The following is a 17,701-nucleotide window of genomic DNA, read 5'->3' as shown; positions in this document are numbered from 1 at the left end:
ATGTTTATAATGTGATATTTATCCCAAATGAAACGGTGCGGAATGACGGGTAGTTCCATTCAATCCTTTCAGGGTCGATGCCCGAAGGTAATGAAGTGAATGTCGCTACGTTCTCTATACTGACAAATGCTTTCATCTGATTCAGGAGAATCCGGTTCACCCAATTTTTAGGTAGTTTGTAGGATAGAGTAATGTTCTTGATTCGCAGATAAGAGGCATCGGACAAGTACTTGTCACTTTGCCGGAGGTTTGAACCGGAGTTACCGCGGTTTCCGTAGAGCCGTGGATACTTGGCATCCGGATTCACTGCGCTCCAGTCACCGTTATCCGGATCTTTGGGCATCCAGTAATCACTCAAACCTTCAAATAAGGGAACAAAATTGTCACCGTTCATGGGAGAAGTGAGAACGTTTGAAATCCAGTAATCCCGCTTGCCTGTTCCCTGCAATATGACGTTGAGGTCAAATCCGGCATAATTCAATCCGAGGTTTATTCCATATTGATAGCGCGGAGTGGTGTTGCCAATCACTTTGCGGTCTCCCGGATTATCAAATGTATTGTCGCCGCTGGTAATTACGTTGGTCGAACTGTCATCATCACGCAGGTTCTTGAATTTCACGTCACCGGGGCGTACATTGTAACCATTGATAGAAGTGACTCCCTCTTTGAGTTGCCAGGAAGAAGTATCTACAAAATCATCTACGGTATAATATCCGTCTACGACATATCCCCAAATTTCGCCTAGTGTCTGCCCCGGATAATAAGAACTCAATAACTTTGTTGCTGCATTGTCGTCATATTTTATTATTTCCGATTTATAATCCGAGAGATTGAATCCTAACCGGTAGCCCACTTTTCCTATCTGATCTCTCCAGTTCAGGCTAAGTTCCCAACCTCGCGTGCGCATATCAGCCGTATTCTGATAAGGGGCGCTGGCACCTACGACAGCCGGCAGTTGTACGCCCGGCGCAAGCATCCCGTTTGTGTTCCGTTGATACCACTCGAATACTCCGTTCAGGCGGTTATTGAACATATTCAGATCTATTCCCACATTTATTGTCCCTACTTTCTCCCATGAAAAGTTTTGGCTGACTAATGCAGGTAAAGAACTGATAGAGGTTACATATGTATCGTCTATGATCCATGAGGTAGCCTTATTGTTTACGCTCATAGACGGTGTGAATGTATATGGATTGATGTTTTGATTCCCAATGACACCATAAGAAGCACGCAGTTTCATACCATCCAACCAATGACGGGTGGATTCCATAAATTTCTCCTGTGCGATTTGCCATCCGGCAGATACTGACGGGAAGAACCCGAACCGTGAATCTTTGGGGAATTTGGAAGAACCGTCATAACGTCCGTTTACTTCCAGCAAATATTTGTCATGATAGTTGTAGTTGACACGGAAGAATCCGCCACGGATGGCATATTCACTATAAGAATCGGTCGCTTTGATCGTTCCCGTTCCTGATGCCATTGCCGGGACGTCAAGCACAGCTTGATTGTACGAGTATGTATCCAAGGTTTCCTGATAACTGGATTCCTGATTGAAACCTGCCATTACCTTGAAATGATGATTGGCTATATCTTTGGTATAAGTGGCATAAATATTGATGGAATTATAATTAGTATGTTGTTTGTATTTTCTAAGGTAATCATCGACAAAGGATTTAGAACTTCCTCCTTGGATGGTTGTATAGTCATATTGTCCGGTATACCAGTGATAATCATATATGTTTTTGTCAAATGTATATTCAAACACAGCTTCCAGTCCTTTGAGAGGTTTAAGGATGGATTTCAGAAAAATACGCGGATTATCATTCTTGTTGTTGACCGGATTCGAATATAATATCTGATTACGGGGAGTAAATAAGGGTAAATCTTCATCCGCCAGTGTATTGACAGATGCCGGTAATTCACCTTCGGGATAATAAGAAACTAAGCGGGTGTTGTATACTCCTCCCATTCCTCCAGGGGAAGTTTGTAGGCTGTGTGCATAGCTCATCGTCACTTCCTGAGTAAACCATTTTGTGACATCAGCGGAAATGAATGAATTTACATTCAAACGCTCGAATTTATCTCTGTCGGAAACCAGGACACCATCATTGGAATTGTAACCTCCTGATATGCGGTAGCGAAGCTTGTCGGTTCCTCCACTGGCGGATATGTTGTGTGTCATTTGAAAACTGGTTTCCATGAAGTTCTTATATAAGTCCTTCTCGTTCAGGTAATAGGGGACTCCGGATCCATCCACATAGATGCCATCGCCTACTGTATTGAATGCAGATGGATCTTTTTGGTAAGCGGCGAGATATTCCATCCATTTGCTGACACTTGGTGAACCTAATGACCAGTATGCATCAGAGTATCCACAATCCAGATAGGCTTGCAGATAATCCATCAAGGGAGCCTGTTTCGGTAAGTTTACCGCCTTTCCAAATGCGAAGTTGTTGTTGTAGTTCAGTTCGAATCTGGAAGCACCTTGAGGACGTTTGGTAGTAACCAGGATGACACCTCCTGCTGCCCGTGCTCCATAAATGGCGGCCGAAGCTGCATCTTTCAGTACATTGATAGATTCAATGTCTTCCGGGTTCACCATGTCGATATCACCTTCCACATTGTCTATCAGAACAAGTGGCTTGATCGTATTTCCATAGGTTCCATCCGAGTTCTTGACACCTAATGAATATGCACCACGAATCTGAAAGGATTTGCTTGTTCCCGGGGCATTACCTCCATTGGAAACAAACAATCCCGGAACTGCTCCTTGTAGCGCGTCAGCGGCATTCAGCAAGGGGCGATCTCCCAATGCCTCATCCATTTTCACGGAAGATACTGCACCGGTTAAATTAGCTTTTTTTTGCGAACCATATCCCACAACTATGATTTCATCCAATGCTTTTGTATCATCTTTCAGTACGATTTTGAAAGAAGTTTGATACCCGATCTTTATTTCCTGCGTCATATATCCTATGTAGGAAATGGTAAGAGTTGCATTGGCAGGTACGGTAATTGTAAAATTACCATCAATGTCGGAAATGGTACCGTTGGATGTGTGTCCTTTCTCTAATACGGTAGCACCTATGATCGGCTGACCTGACTCATTGGTTACATTTCCTGTAATCTTTTTTGTTTGTTGGACAATCGCTGAAATTTCATTCTCACTTTTGCTGTAAGAATTGGCAAACACATCATTGTGGCATAGCAGGCCAGTCGGAATACTAAGTACTATAAGGACTTATGCAATGAGTTGTTTCTTTATAACCTTTCTATAATATAGTTTTAAGTTGTGTTTTTTCTATATATGCCAATATTTCCGCTATGAAAATATTATTTTATTATCTTTTTTAGTATATCAGCTTGGATTTATAAAAAATGTTCTTATTTTTGCAAAGTGATGTTATAGAATTTTACGCCTTAAAAGTAGCACAAATTGATATCAATATCCCCCTGGATTATCAACAGGAGTTTATTATATATTTTTGAATTATAACCCTATAGATTGATGTACTTATGAAAACAAGTTCTTTAATTGATTCAAATGTCTTTCGGAAAGTTCTTATAGAACTTGGTTGCTTTCCTATATATTGTTGATTTTTGTTGTTTTGTGTACAGGCTATTACATTTTGCAATAGAGAATAGACGGTATACATTTGAAAATCCATGCTACATATCTCCATCTTTTTGAGATAAAAACAATCTTTTTCTTTTTTGCAATGGCTCTCTTTATTTGTTTCACGGCTTTATCTACTGGGGTAACCCAAAACAATCCGTCTCCTTTAGCCATCGCTGTGTCTACAAACCCCGGACGGACATCTGTCGTATGAATAGGATAAGGAGATTTGGTAGCCTTCTGCCTTAGCCCTTCCATGTAATTGATTTGATAAGCCTTTGAAGCATTGTAAGCAGGTGCGACACCACTGCCACGCGTACCGCCTACGGAAGAAATAGCAACCATATGACCACCTTTCTGTTGCTCAAAGTACCGGAATCCCCAATCGGCTATGTTGGTGAATCCTATTACATTGGTCAATAGGGTAGGCTCTTCCAGTTGGTAGGAAAGTTCAGGATTGAGTTCTCCCGTGCCGGCACAGATAATCAGTATATCCATTCCGCCCATTTCCTGTACGAGTGCTTCCAGGCATTGGATGGTTGCCTGCGTGTCAGTGATGTCGCATACTTGATAGAATAGTTTGTCTTTGTCCTGGGCGCAAATCTCTTGCAGCAGGTTTTCCCTGCGACCGGTAATACCGATGAGACAGTCTTCCTGAACATACGCTTCCGCCAACCCGCGGCCAATACCGGAAGTTGCGCCTATAATTATTATCTTCTTCATGATTTTCTCTACGTTTGCCTGCAAAAGTAGGGAGCGGGTGTGGATAATTTCTTGATTTCAATCAAGAAATTACTTTTGTACCACTTTTCTTCGGATGCGGCTTAGTGTTTCTGGGCGAATCAGGAGGTAGGATGCCAGTTCTTTTAATGTTATCAGTTTCAACAGGTCGGGACAACGGTTGATAATGTCGAGATACCGCTCTTCAGGTGTCAGGCTATACATTGAAATCATCCGGTCGTAGATTTCCCACAATAACGTTTCCGCAATGCGGCGTCCCAATTTCTGATGTTCGTTGTTCGTTTCATAAAAGTCGGCTAGTTGTTGGTGAGTAACCACATACACTGAACTGTCGCACAAGGCTTGTATATCTACATTCGACTGGTCTTGTAATTGGAAAGCCGGATAATTGCCGACGAAAGAATCATCGAAGGTGTATCCTACAATGCTGCTTTCGCCTGCACTGTTGGTACAGCAGTAGCGGAAAGAGCCGGAAACGACGAATCCCATTGTCCGGCAGATTTCTCCCTGGCGGACAAAGTATTCTCCTTTCTTATAAAGAATTTGTTTCCCCTGTTGCAGTGCGAAGTCTACAAGAGGGGAATAGTTGATGTGAGAAGTATATTTATTAAAATCTTCCACAAGACAGTAATTACTATTCTTCTGTTACCTGAAAACCTGCCTGTTTCAAATCCTCCCAATATCCCGGATATGATTTGGTAACGACCTGTGGGTCTGCAATCTGTATATTGGGACAGCGGAATATAGCAGGAGCAAAGGCCATTGCCATCCGGTGGTCTTCATATGTCGCAATGACGGGTGTTTCATCGGGATCGCAACGTTCGCCGTTCCAGGTCAATATGCTGTCGTTCTCTTCTTCAATGACGTATCCCAGCTTTCTAAGTTCGTTTCTTAAAGCGGCAATGCGGTCGGTTTCTTTGATTTTCAGGCTTTGCAATCCTGTGAAACGGAAAGGTATATTCATCAGGACACAAGTCACCACAAATGTCTGCGCCAAGTCGGGAATATCAACGAAGTCTTCTTCCAGTCTTTCCGGTGCTTTCCCTGTCTTTTTCAGCTTGACTCCTTTAGGAGTAAACTCAGTGGTTATCCCTAACCGTGAGAAAACTTCCGCCCCACGACTGTCTCCCTGATAGCTGTTATGGAACAATCCCAATAATTCAATTTCTGCCCGGGGAGATAATGCTACAATCTGATACCAGTAAGAAGCCGCGCTCCAGTCACTTTCCACTGTGAAAGGAATACTTGTATAAGGTTGTGGAGCTACGGAGATACTTTCCGGAGAAGTCCATGCTGCTTTTGCGCCAAAATCCTGCATTAGCTGTAAAGTCAGGTTGATGTAGGGGCGTGAGATAATCTCTCCGGTCAAATGCAGTACAAGTCCGTTTTTAAGTGCCGGGCCTATCATCAGCAAAGCGGAAATATATTGGGAACTGACATTTCCTTTCAGCGTAATCTCATTTCCTTTCAGCTCTGCGCCTTTTATGCGTAAGGGGGGGAATCCTTCATTATTAACATAGTCTATTTCCGCTCCCAACTCACGAAGTGCATTGACCAATATTTGTATCGGACGTTGCTGCATACGTGCTGTACCCGTGATGGTTCGTTCTCCGGGCGTGACACTCAGATAAGCTGTCAGGAAACGCATAGCGGTTCCGGCGGCCATGATGTCTATTGTATTTTCACCGTCGGTGAGAGCTTTTATCATCACACGTGTATCGTCACAATCGGACAGATTATCAGGAGTACAGTTACCTTCTGCCAATGCATTGATAATAAGTGCACGGTTACTGATACTCTTGGAAGCCGGCAATTGAATGGTGGCTTTTATTGCGGAAGGAGCTGAAAGTCTATAACGCATTGTTTTTATCATCTTAGGTTTGAGATGACAAAAATAGGCATTTTTCTTTGATTCTCCTTTCCCGAAGTTCAAGATTCTATTGTTTATAGTGATTTGTTGCAAGGAATTTTTATATTTGTGCTATAAAATTTATTTATATGAAGATACCGAATATCCGTTTACAGAATCAGCAGTTGCTGAATCCGCTTTTCCGTAAGCCGAAAGAGTTGGTTTCCTGGATGGGAGCCATGCAGGCACAGAATTATCCCATGGTAAAATGGGCAGTGGGAATGCGTTTGAAATCGGCAACGATTCAGACTGTGGAGAAGGCTTTGCGAGATGGTGAGATTTTGCGAACACATGTTATGCGTCCGACGTGGCATCTTGTAGCTGCCGAGGATATTCGCTGGATGTTGAAACTTTCCGCCCAACGCATCAAGTCGGCCAATGACTCTTTTGCCAAAGGATGGGATTTGGAAATAACCGATGAACTTTATATGAAGAGTTACAATCTGTTGGAGCAGATTCTCGGCGGAAATAAAAGCCTGACCAAGCAGGAGATTACCGAGCACTTTTGTCGTTCGGGGATTTTGGCAGAGCCCGACAACAATCGCATGACCCGGTTTATGGCACGTGCCGAGCAGGAAGGCATTATTTGCAGCGGGGAAGATAAGGGTGGAAAATGTACATATGCTCTTTTGGAAGAACGGGTGCCGCCAATGCCGGAGATAACGAAGGATGAAGCGCTGGCACGTTTGGCGAGAAGCTATTTTCGCAGCCATGCTCCGGCTGTGTTGCAGGATTTTATTTGGTGGTCAGGACTGCCAATATCAGATGCTAAACAGGCTATCTATTTAATAGCATCGGAATTGACGGAAGAACAGTGGCAGGGAGAGACGTGGTATATCCATGCGGATAGCCGTACCCGTGGCAGGGTTTCCAACTGTCTGCATCTTCTTCCTTCTTATGATGAGTATTTGCTGGGATATAAAGACCGGACGGATGTCCTTCCCAAAGAGCATTATCCCAAAGCATTTACTAATAATGGGTTGTTTTTCCCGATTATCCTCCATAATGGTCAGGTGATAGGAAATTGGGACAGGTCTGCCAGGAAGAAAGGAATTGAACTGCCACATTCATGGTTTATACCGGATGTCTCTATGGATGAGGAAATGTTGAACGAGGCGAAACAGAAATATGTGAAATTCCTCGGTCTATAGAACCATTCTATTTGACTAGTGAGAACTAATAAAAGAAGGTATATCTTCTCCTTTTTCGGGGTAGAAGATATACCTTCTTTTATTTTCGACAGATACAACCGTAAATACAGTGATTTTATACAAATAGCTGATACATAGCAATGTATTGGCTTTGTTGTTACGGCGAGGAAAAGAAATGTAACGGGAAAAAGAAAGATGTTATACCATCGAAAAAACGTGTAGCATGATTATATAAACAATGTCGGAAGCCTTTCATACATTTGCTGCCGATGGGTCAACGCTGATAATAGGAAAGACACGATATGAAAAACACTTTCCTTTCTGAAGCTCCGGAATATATATAGAAATAATTATAAAAATCGAGTTGATGAGTATGAAACAATCTTTTAAGAGCCTTCCGATATTATTGCTTTTTGCTACAACATTCGGATTCCTTGGTGCTTGTAATTCTGTCAAGGGTGAAAGTAAACTGCCGGTAATTGGCAAATCGGTAGCTTTGTTCGATAATTTCACTTATCGGGGAAATGACGACTTTTATAAAGAAAATCAATTGCCTGATGAGGAATCATTTTATAATCCCATTTTACCGGGATGGTATTCTGATCCCGGTATATGTACTAACGGAAAGGGAGATTATTTTCTTGTTACTTCTACCTTTACTTATTTTCCCGGTGTACCCATTTTTCATAGTAATGACCTTGTGAACTGGAAACAGATTGGGCATGTACTCAGCCGTCCTTCTCAACTTGTCAATATGAAAGGACAGCATGTGAGCGGTGGTATTTTCGCTCCTGCCATTTCTTATAATCCCAATAATGAAACCTATTATATGATAACGACCAATGTCGGTGCAGGCAATTTTTTTGTGAAGACACAGAATCCGTTTGGTGAATGGTCTGAACCAATTATGCTGCCCGAAGTTGGGGGAATAGACCCTTCTTTCTTTTTCGATGAAGACGGTAAAGCATATATTGTAAACAATGACGACGCACCCGACAATAAACCGGAATACAGCGGACACCGTACGATACGTGTGCAGGAGTTTGACGTGAAGTCTGATAAAACAATAGGACCGCGCAAGATATTGGTGAACAAGGGGGTACATCCCGAAGAGAAGCCTATTTGGATTGAAGGTCCGCATATGTATAAGATAAATGGCAAATATTTCTTGATGAATGCTGAGGGCGGTACAAGTAATTGGCATTCGGAAGTGATTTTCCGCGGAGATTCTCCGATGGGTATATTTACTCCGTGGAAAAAGAACCCTATCCTGACACAGCGTCATTTGGATGCTGAACGTCCCAATCCTATTACTTGTGCCGGACATGCCGATTTGGTGCAGACCAAAGAAGGTGACTGGTGGGCTGTCTTTCTGGCGTGCCGTCCTATTAACAATCGGTTTGAAAATCTGGGACGTGAAACTTTTCTGATGCCGGTGAAGTGGAGTGAGGATGGTTTTCCTTATATGACGCAGGGGGACGACGTTGTTCCTATGATTTTGAAGCGCCCGGGAGTGAAGCGTAACGGGCAGACTACATTTGGTAACTTTGAAGAGGTAGAGGAATTTGAACAACCATCTCTAGGAATGCAGTGGATGACATTGCGTGCTCCCGCCACGGATTTATACTCGTTATCCGAGACACCTGGTTATATGACTCTGAAATGTGGAACTGTCGGCATATCGGAAAAAGATACTCCTGCGTTTGTCTGTCGCCGTATGCAACATCATAATTTTGAATGTACTACCCGTATGCTCTTCAATCCTTCCGATGACAAGGAGGCCGCTGGTATGCTGTTGTTCAAGGATGAAGCACACTATTATTTCTTCTGTGTCGATAAGTCGGAAGAAGGCAAATACATCCGGGTGAAGAAATCGGGTGAGACGTCAGAGTTGGTTTTGGCGGACTGTAAGCTTGCGGATGATGCCAAAGACTTTCGTTTGAAAATTGTATCAAAGGGCATCTATTATGATTTTTATTATATGCAGGGCAAACAGAAAGAATGGACATTGCTGTGTAAGAATATAGATGCCGGTTTCTTGTCTACGGCTACTGCCGGCGGTTTCACTGGCAGCACGATTGGCTTGTATGCCACACGTAAGTAAATGCGATACCCCCTTATTTCTTAATATTATAAATGAATGGAAATAGATTGTATGTATGACGATAGCTGAAGCTATCCGATAATGATTGATGATGAGAAAACGAAGTAGTTAATTAACATCTTAAACTAATGGTAATGAAAAATGTAACAGAAAAAAATCAAAAGATTCTTTACCTGTTTCTGTTTATGCTGCTCAGTTGTCTGACGGTGTCGGCACAGAAGGGGATAACGGTGAAGGGAATGGTCGTGGACGGCAATGGGGAAACTATTATTGGTGCCTCGGTGGTTTTAAAAGGAAATAGTTCAATAGGTACGGTATCAGATATAGATGGAAATTTTGTATTGACCGTGCCCAATGAGAAGTCTATCCTTGTCGTTTCATTTGTTGGCATGAAAGCACAAGAGGTGAAAATTTCCGGAAGATTGATAAAAGTAATCCTGGAAGATGATTCACAACAACTGGATGAAGTTGTAGTCGTAGGTTATGGTCAGCAGAAAAAGGCCAGTGTGGTAGGTGCTATCACGCAGACTACGGGCAAGGTTTTGGAACGGGCGGCTGGTATATCCGATATCGGTGCGGCGTTGACCGGTAACTTGCCGGGTGTTATAACGACTCAGAGTTCCGGTATGCCGGGCGAAGAAGAACCGAAAATAACGATTCGTGGAGCTAGTTCCTGGAACAATAGTGATCCGCTGGTACTGGTGGATGGTATAGAACGTCCGATGAGTAGTGTGGACATTGCCTCTGTACAATCCATTTCCGTATTGAAAGATGCTTCTGCCACTGCAGTTTATGGTGTGAAGGGTGCAAATGGCGTTATTCTGGTTACTACCAAACGTGGAACTGAGGGAGCTGCTCAAATAAATGTAGCTGCTAATGCCACAATGAAGGTGCCTTCCAGACTTCCTAACAAGTTGGATTCTTATGCTGCGTTAATGGCACGTAACGTAGCCATTGAGCATGAGTTGAGCTTATATCCTGACTCATGGTCGTACATAAAGCCGCAGGCAATTATTAATAAGTACCGCAATCCGGCTAACCTTGAAGAAGCAGAACGCTATCCGAATGTGGATTGGCAGGATGTATTGTTCAAAGATTATGCAATGTCCTACAATGCGAATGTGAACGTCAGTGGTGGTACACGCTTTGTGAAATATTTCGCTTCGGTTGACTATGTACATGAAGGTGACTTGTTTGACGTTTTTGATAATGGACGTGATTATAACTCCGGCTATGGATATGACCGCATTAATGTACGTAGTAATCTGGACTTTCAGGTAACCAAGAGTACTGTTTTCAAGGTAAACGTGGCAGGCTCCAATGGATATAAGAAAACTCCTTATAATAATTCCAATTATGATAGTTCGGCCGACTGGTCGATTGCCCAACAATGGGCGGGAGCATATAATATTGCTCCGGATGTGTTCCTTCCCAAATACTCGGATGGTTCATGGGGATATTATCCGAATATCTCGAATGTAACCAATTCTGCGGAAAATGTTTCGTTGGGTGGTACGATGACCACTACTACTACGCAGATTACGACTGACTTTGCGCTGGAGCAGGATTTGAAATTTATCACAAAAGGTTTGACAGCGAGAGCTGCGGTTTCTTGGGATAATACGTTTGTGGAATGGAAGCGTGGTATTAATGACTTGTTTAACGATGCTCAACATAAATGGATTGACCCGGATACGGGTGAAGTCAGTTATAAAAAATCGTATGATAACAATACCGGTTTTGATTTTATGCAGGGAGTAATGTGGAATACAGAAGGTGGTGAAGTCAAGAATTGGGCAACGCAGCGTAATCTTAACTATCAGGCACAAGTGAACTGGGCACGTAGTTTTGGAAAGCATGATGTTACTCTTATGGGGCTGTTCAGCCGTCAGGAAACGGCCACGGGTAGCGAGATTCCCCACTATCGTGAAGACTGGGCATTCCGTACTACTTACAACTGGGCTGATCGGTATTTTATCGAATATAATGGTGCCTATAACGGTTCTGAGAAGTTCAGCAAGGAGAACCGTTTCGCTTTCTTTAATTCCGGCGCTATCGGATGGATGGTCAGTGAAGAGCCGTTTATGAAGTTTCTGAAAGAACGCAGGATTCTGGATATGTTGAAACTTCGCGCTTCTTATGGTGAAATCGGTGATGATAATGTAAGCACACGCTGGTTGTATATGAACCAATGGGCTTATGGTGGAACTTCGTCTTTGGATGTAGATCGTGGTGAAAGCCCTTATACCTGGTATCGTGAATCGGCAGTAGGCAATTCTGATGTGCACTGGGAAAAAGTAAAGAAATTGAATTTTGGTATTGATTACTCATTCCTGGATGGCTTGATTGCCGGTAGCGTGGAAATCTTCAATGACAGACGTACCGATATTCTGGTTGGTGGCAGTAATCGTGCCATTCCTTCTTATTTCGGTGCTACGGCAGTTACCGCCAACCTGGGTAAGGTTAAGACCAAGGGATATGAACTGGAACTTCGTATTAACAAGACGTTTGCCAACAAAATGCGTGTTTGGGCTAATATGAGTATGACCCATGCAGAGAATAAAATACTCGAGAAAGATGATGCCCCATTGTTGGCAGGTTATCAAAAGGTGGCAGGTTATGCCATTGGCCAGAATAAGGCATATATTGATAATGGATATTTGAATTCCTATGATGATGTGATTGGTAGCCCGCAGCATGATACAAACAATTCACAACGTCTTCCCGGCGACTATTATATTGTCGATTTCAATGGAGACGGTGTGGTTGACAGTAAAGACCAGGCTCCTTATGGTTACTCTGATACTCCACAAAACACGTATAATGCCACTCTTGGTTTTGAATGGAAGGGATTCAGTGCGTTTGTGCAGTTTTATGGTGTGAACAATGTGACCCGTGTCGTTCAGTTGACCAGTTTCGGTAGCCAGATGAATACGGTGTATGACCAAGGTACCTGGTGGTCTGATGCAGGGGATGCGGCTGATGTAGTAACTCCCCGCTGGTTGTCAAAAGTGAGTGGTTACAGCAATGGTACACAATACTATTATGACGGTTCCTACATTCGTCTGAAAAATGCCGAGATAGCTTACACCTTTACAGATGGCTGGGTACGGAAACTGGGTGTGAAGAACCTGAAGGTTTATTTGAATGGAAATAACTTATGGGTATGGTCTAAGATGCCGGATGACCGTGAATCGAATTTTGCCGGTTCCGGTAATCAGGGTGCTTATCCTACAGTGAAACGTTTCAACTTGGGTGTTAAATTTACATTATAATCAAAATACCATGAGAAAAATATACAGAACTCTTTTATGCGGCGGCTTATTACTCCTCTCGTTGGGATTTTCATCTTGCGAAGACTATCTGGACAAGGAAGCTGACTCTACCGTTTCAGAAGAAGAAGCTTTTAAGAACTTCAGGAACTTTCAAGGCTTTATCGAGGAGATTTACAACTGTATCCCTGATAAGGAGAAGAACAATTATACTACTTCCTGGAATTGGGGAGATGATGAAATATTCAACCCGGAAGGTGATAGTCACATGACACATCAAGTTGATTTGGGTAACTTCCGTGCATGGTCTACCAATAATCAATGCTGGCTCTATCGTACGGGCAGTGATCCTAAAGCTACTTATCATCCGAATAGTGACGGTACTGCCAAGTTTAAACATTCATTGTGGCCGCATGCCTGGTATTGCATCCGTAAAACTAACATAGGTATCGACAACTTGGATAGATTGACGGAAGCTACAGATGAAGAAAAAAGTCTGATTGCAGGTCAACTCTACTTTTTCCGTGCGTGGTGGCATTTGGAAATGATGCAATATTTTGGTGGCTTGCCCTATATCGATACAGTTTTATCGGCTACAGATAAAATGTCTTTGCCACGTTTGAGCTATCAAGAATGCGCGGACAAAGCAGCGTCCGATTTTCGCCAGGCAGCGGACTTGCTTCCGATTAATTGGGATAACACAACTGTCGGTAAACAGACTGCGGGCAAGAATGATTTGCGTATTAACAAAATAATGGCATTAGGCTATTTGGGTAAAAATTACCTTTGGGCTGCCAGTCCTTTGATGGAGCATGGCGCACGCTTAGGTGGTACCCATACTTACAGTTACAATACGGAATATGCAAAGAAAGCTGCCGAAGCATTCGGGGAATTACTCACACTTGTAGAAAGCGGGCAGACACAATATGCGTTAGCGGAGTTCGATTATAGTGATATTTATAATCATACCAAGTCGGCATCTGCTTCCAATAGTTATTCGGAAATATTCTATACCACCGGTCAGAACTGGAAGATGCCGGGTACTACGGAAGCTATTTTCCGTGGTCCGTCTGAAGACTTCAATGGCAGTAACTGGAATATGACCAAATTGTGGGGACCCAAGATTTATGGTTTGATTGAACATGATAATATCATTCATCAGCCTACTGCCAACTATGTGAATCTGTATGGTATGGGGAATGGATTGCCTTTGAGTGAGGATAAGTCTAAATCCGGTTTCAGTGAGAAATTTCCATTCAGGAATCGTGATGCCCGTTTTTACCATGACATTGTGTTCGATGGATTTCATTATGTCAATGCTGCTATTCCCGAAGCTGACAAGGAATTTCTGCGTTATTGTACCTTGTATACAGGTGGAGCAATGAGAGCTGTGGCTAATGCCAGCCGTACCGGTTACTTCATTCAGAAGTTAGTGCCACATCAGGCCAATAAATATGATGGACTTTACAACTGGTCGGGTAACCTCCATACTTATTTACCTTATATGCGCCTGGCTGATATTTATCTGATGTATGCCGAGGCTTGTGCAGCGGTAAATGGCGCGGCCGGTAAGTCTACCAACTTCAGTAAGACTGCGGTAGCTGCTATCAATACATTGCGTAAACGTGCAGGAGTAGGCCCTGTGGGTGGTGGCTCCCCTGATGATGAAAACGGTACTCTTTGTCCGGAGTATGTTTCCAACAGTCAGAAATTTATGGACGAAGTCCGTCGTGAACGTGCTGTCGAGTTGTCTTTCGAAGGTTTCCGCTTCAATGATTTGCAGCGTTGGCTGCTGTTGACTGAAGAGCCTTATACGGTCAAGACCTCACAGGAGTTTGAGCGTGTTGAAAATGAAGATTTTTATAAGAATAACGATCCGGCAGAAGCTGAAGTGAAGAACTTCCGTGAGGTTACAATCTTGAAACGAGTATTCGGAACGAAACATTATTGGTTCCCCTTACTGGATGGTGATGTATATCTGTATGCTGAATTCCCGCAGAATCCGGGATGGTAATTCCTGAAGATTACTGAATGTATAATTATAAATGAATAAACAATGAAACATATATATAAGAGATTCATTCTTTGTACGATGCTTGTTTTTCCGGTTGTAATTTCTGCCGGCGCACAAGAGTTGACGGGAAATAATACAGGTTTGCTGCAAAACGATTCGTTGGTGCAGGTGGCTTTCCGAAAGGTTTCTCAGAATGATTTATTAGGTGGTGCCTCAGTGGTGAACATTGAGGAATTGACGAAGAAGAACTACAATACGTGGAGCTTGACCAATATGCAGGGATATGTCGGTGGTTACAATGGGAACTCATTGTGGGGTATGGATGAAAAGTTGATATTGGTGGATGGCGTTCCCCGTGAGATTGATTATATTTCTCCTACGGAAATCAGCCAGATTACTTTCTTGAAAGGTGCACAGGCAGTGGTGCTTTATGGTAGCCGTGCAGCTAAAGGAGTAATCATGATTACAACAAAGAGAGGTAAGAATACAGACCTTCAGGTGGACGTGCGTGCCAATACAGGATTTTATGTGGCGAAAAGTTATCCTGAATATTTAGGTTCCGCCGAATACATGACTCTTTATAATGAAGCACGTGCGAATGATGGGCTTGGTGCGCTCTATAGTGCGGAAGACATTTATCATTATGGTTCCGGTGAGAATCCCTACCGTTACGCTAATGTGAATATGTTCTCGTCGGATTACATAAAAAAAGCATATAATCGTTCGGATGTTACAGCCGAGATTTCCGGTGGTAATCATCGTGCGCGCTTTTATACCAATATTAGCTATCTCCGTTCCAATGATATGTTTAAGTTTGGTGAGGCGAAGCATAATGGAGCCGACCGTTTGAATATCCGTGGTAATGTAGATTTGACATTGAACGACTTTATCACGGCTTATGTGAATGCCAATGTTTCTTTCTCCAATTCACGTAGTGCCAATGGTGCTTATTACTGGAGTGCTGCTTCTACATTGCGTCCCAATCGTATTTCTCCGTTGATTCCGCTAAGTTATATTGATGCCAATGCAGTCAGCGCATGGGATTTGGTGACAAACAGTAATAATATAGTTGATGGAAAATACTTCCTGGCAGGTACACAGTCGGATATGACGAATGTCTTTGGAGACTTTTATGCTTCGGGGTATAGCAAGTCAACCAAACGTCTGTTTCAATTTGATGCCGGAGTAAACATTGGTTTGGACAAGGTATTGAAAGGCCTCTCTTTTCAGACACAGTTTTCTGTAGATTACTCTACTGCTTACAATACTTCTTACAATAACAGTTACGCCACATATGCTCCTACTTGGTCTAATAATGGCGGAAAAGATATTATTGTAGGTTTGAAAAAATACAATGAAGACAAGAAATCCGGTGTACAGAATATAAGCGGAAGCACGGATAATCAAACAGTCTTATTCTCCGGTCAGTTCAACTACCAGAATACGTTTAATGATGATCACCACTTGTCTGCCATGTTGATTGCTTCCGGTTATCAGCAGAGCTATTCAGGACAATATCATAAGACAAGCAATGTGAATTTAGGTATGCAGTTGGATTATAATTTCCGTAATAAATACTATGCAGATTTTGGTGGAGCAATTATACATTCTGCGAAGTTGGCTCCGGGACATCGTAAAGCTTTCTCACCCTCTTTGACAGTAGGATGGAGATTGTCTAATGAGAACTTCCTCAAAGATTCTCCGGTAGTGGACGACTTGATGTTGAGTGTATCCGGCAGTATCTTGAATACGGATTTGGGAATTAATGACTATTATATGTATGACGGCTATTACAATCAGTCGGATGGCGCATGGTGGGGATGGCGCGAAAGTGTATCGATGCACTCTACTAATTCCAAGCAAGGTGCGAATGAGGACTTGAGTTTTATCAAGCGTAAAGAGTTCTCCGTAAATCTGAAAACATCTTTGTGGAATCGCATGATTACGGCAGACGCTTCATTCTTTGTCAACTCAATTGAAGGTAAACTCGTAACTTCTACTACGCAATATCCGGAGTACTTCTTTACTTATTATCCTACGTCTTCGTTCCGCCCGTATATCAACTATGACAATGACCGTCGTATGGGATTTGACCTGAATGTGAATTACAACAAGCGTTTTGGAAAAGTAGATTTTACAGCAGGTGTTGCCGCTACTTATTACGCTACTAAGGCTACCAAACGGGATGAGTTGTATCAGGATAAATATCAATATCGTGAAGGATACTCAATTGATGGTATTTGGGGATTGCAATGTGTTGGTTTCTTCAAGGATGAACAGGATATAATCGATTCTCCGGAACAACGTCTTGGCGGTACGATAAAACCGGGTGACTTGAAATATGTAGACCAAAATAATGATGGCGTAATTGATGATAAAGACCAAGTTTATCTGGCTCGTGGTGGCTGGTATGGAGCTCCTCTAACGTTGGGCGTAAACCTGACTGCCAAATGGAAAGGATTGACTTTCTTTGTATTGGGTATAGGAGAGTTTGGCGGTCATGGCATGAAAAACAATGAATCTTATTACTGGATATCCGGTGAAGATAAGTATTCGGCAGTAGTTCGTAATCGCTGGACACCCGAGACAGCAGCAACAGCTACTTATCCGCGCCTGACTACGGAAAGTGGAACGAATAACTTTTATTCTTCTGACTTTTGGATGTATAAGACAGATGCTTTCCGTTTAGCTAAAGTGCAGGTGACGTATGACCTTCCTTCAAAGTGGTTTAAGAATAGTTTTGTTCATGGAGTATCCGCTTACATCAGTGGTTCCGATTTACTCACTATTTCTAAAGAGCGCAAGACGTTGGAATTGAACGTTGGTTCCAGTCCGCAATGCCGATTCTATAATTTGGGTGTGACTGCTACTTTCTAATGTTATTACGATTT

The 17,701-nt window shown here is 42.7% G+C and carries 9 protein-coding genes; 5 read left to right on the top strand and 4 right to left on the bottom strand.

All coding sequences use genetic code 11. The features are described 5' to 3' along the window. Positions 1-4 precede the first annotated feature (4 nt). The 4 genes from HC965_RS22880 to HC965_RS22865 all read right to left on the bottom strand — a co-directional run bounded on the left by HC965_RS22880 (position 5) and on the right by HC965_RS22865 (position 6,221). Entirely contained in the window at positions 5-3,196 is a 3,192-nt protein-coding gene (locus tag HC965_RS22880; RefSeq protein ID WP_191033646.1) for a TonB-dependent receptor, read from the bottom strand. Positions 3,197-3,625: 429 nt separating this feature from the next. Then, positions 3,626-4,342, bottom strand: a complete 717-nt coding sequence (locus HC965_RS22875; protein ID WP_191033645.1) for an SDR family NAD(P)-dependent oxidoreductase — start codon at positions 4,340-4,342, stop codon at positions 3,626-3,628. A gap of 69 nt (positions 4,343-4,411) precedes the next feature. Further along, positions 4,412-4,981 carry a Crp/Fnr family transcriptional regulator gene (locus tag HC965_RS22870; protein ID WP_191033644.1) on the bottom strand — a complete coding sequence of 190 codons (570 nt, stop codon included), beginning with the start codon at positions 4,979-4,981 and terminating at the stop codon, positions 4,412-4,414. A 13-nt stretch (positions 4,982-4,994) separates the two neighbouring features. Beyond that, the gene (locus tag HC965_RS22865) at positions 4,995-6,221 is read right to left on the bottom strand and encodes a 3-phosphoshikimate 1-carboxyvinyltransferase (RefSeq protein ID WP_191033643.1); all 1,227 of its coding nucleotides are present in this window, start codon (positions 6,219-6,221) and stop codon (positions 4,995-4,997) included. 137 nt (positions 6,222-6,358) lie between these two features. Here HC965_RS22865 and HC965_RS22860 point away from each other — a divergent pair, with 137 nt between their 5' ends. From HC965_RS22860 to HC965_RS22840, 5 genes are all read left to right on the top strand, one after another. Continuing rightward, positions 6,359-7,420: a winged helix DNA-binding domain-containing protein gene (locus HC965_RS22860; protein ID WP_191033642.1), complete on the top strand. Its 1,062-nt coding sequence runs from the start codon at positions 6,359-6,361 to the stop codon at positions 7,418-7,420. A gap of 367 nt (positions 7,421-7,787) precedes the next feature. Then, positions 7,788-9,524, top strand: coding sequence for a glycoside hydrolase family 43 protein (locus tag HC965_RS22855; protein ID WP_191033641.1), 1,737 nt, complete (start codon positions 7,788-7,790; stop codon positions 9,522-9,524). A gap of 128 nt (positions 9,525-9,652) precedes the next feature. After that, the gene (locus HC965_RS22850) at positions 9,653-12,799 is read left to right on the top strand and encodes a TonB-dependent receptor (RefSeq protein WP_191033640.1); all 3,147 of its coding nucleotides are present in this window, start codon (positions 9,653-9,655) and stop codon (positions 12,797-12,799) included. A 10-nt stretch (positions 12,800-12,809) separates the two neighbouring features. Continuing rightward, entirely contained in the window at positions 12,810-14,810 is a 2,001-nt protein-coding gene (locus HC965_RS22845; RefSeq protein WP_191033639.1) for a RagB/SusD family nutrient uptake outer membrane protein, read from the top strand. 42 nt (positions 14,811-14,852) lie between these two features. After that, complete coding sequence (locus HC965_RS22840) at positions 14,853-17,687, top strand: SusC/RagA family TonB-linked outer membrane protein (protein WP_191033638.1); 2,835 nt, start codon at positions 14,853-14,855, stop codon at positions 17,685-17,687. Positions 17,688-17,701: the final 14 nt, after the last annotated feature.

This window comes from Bacteroides sp. GM023, assembly GCF_014750685.1.
Taxonomy (GTDB): Bacteria; Bacteroidota; Bacteroidia; order Bacteroidales; family Bacteroidaceae; genus Bacteroides.
The sequence above is the reverse complement of the archived record's forward strand: the minus strand, read 5'-3'. Positions and strand labels throughout refer to the sequence as shown.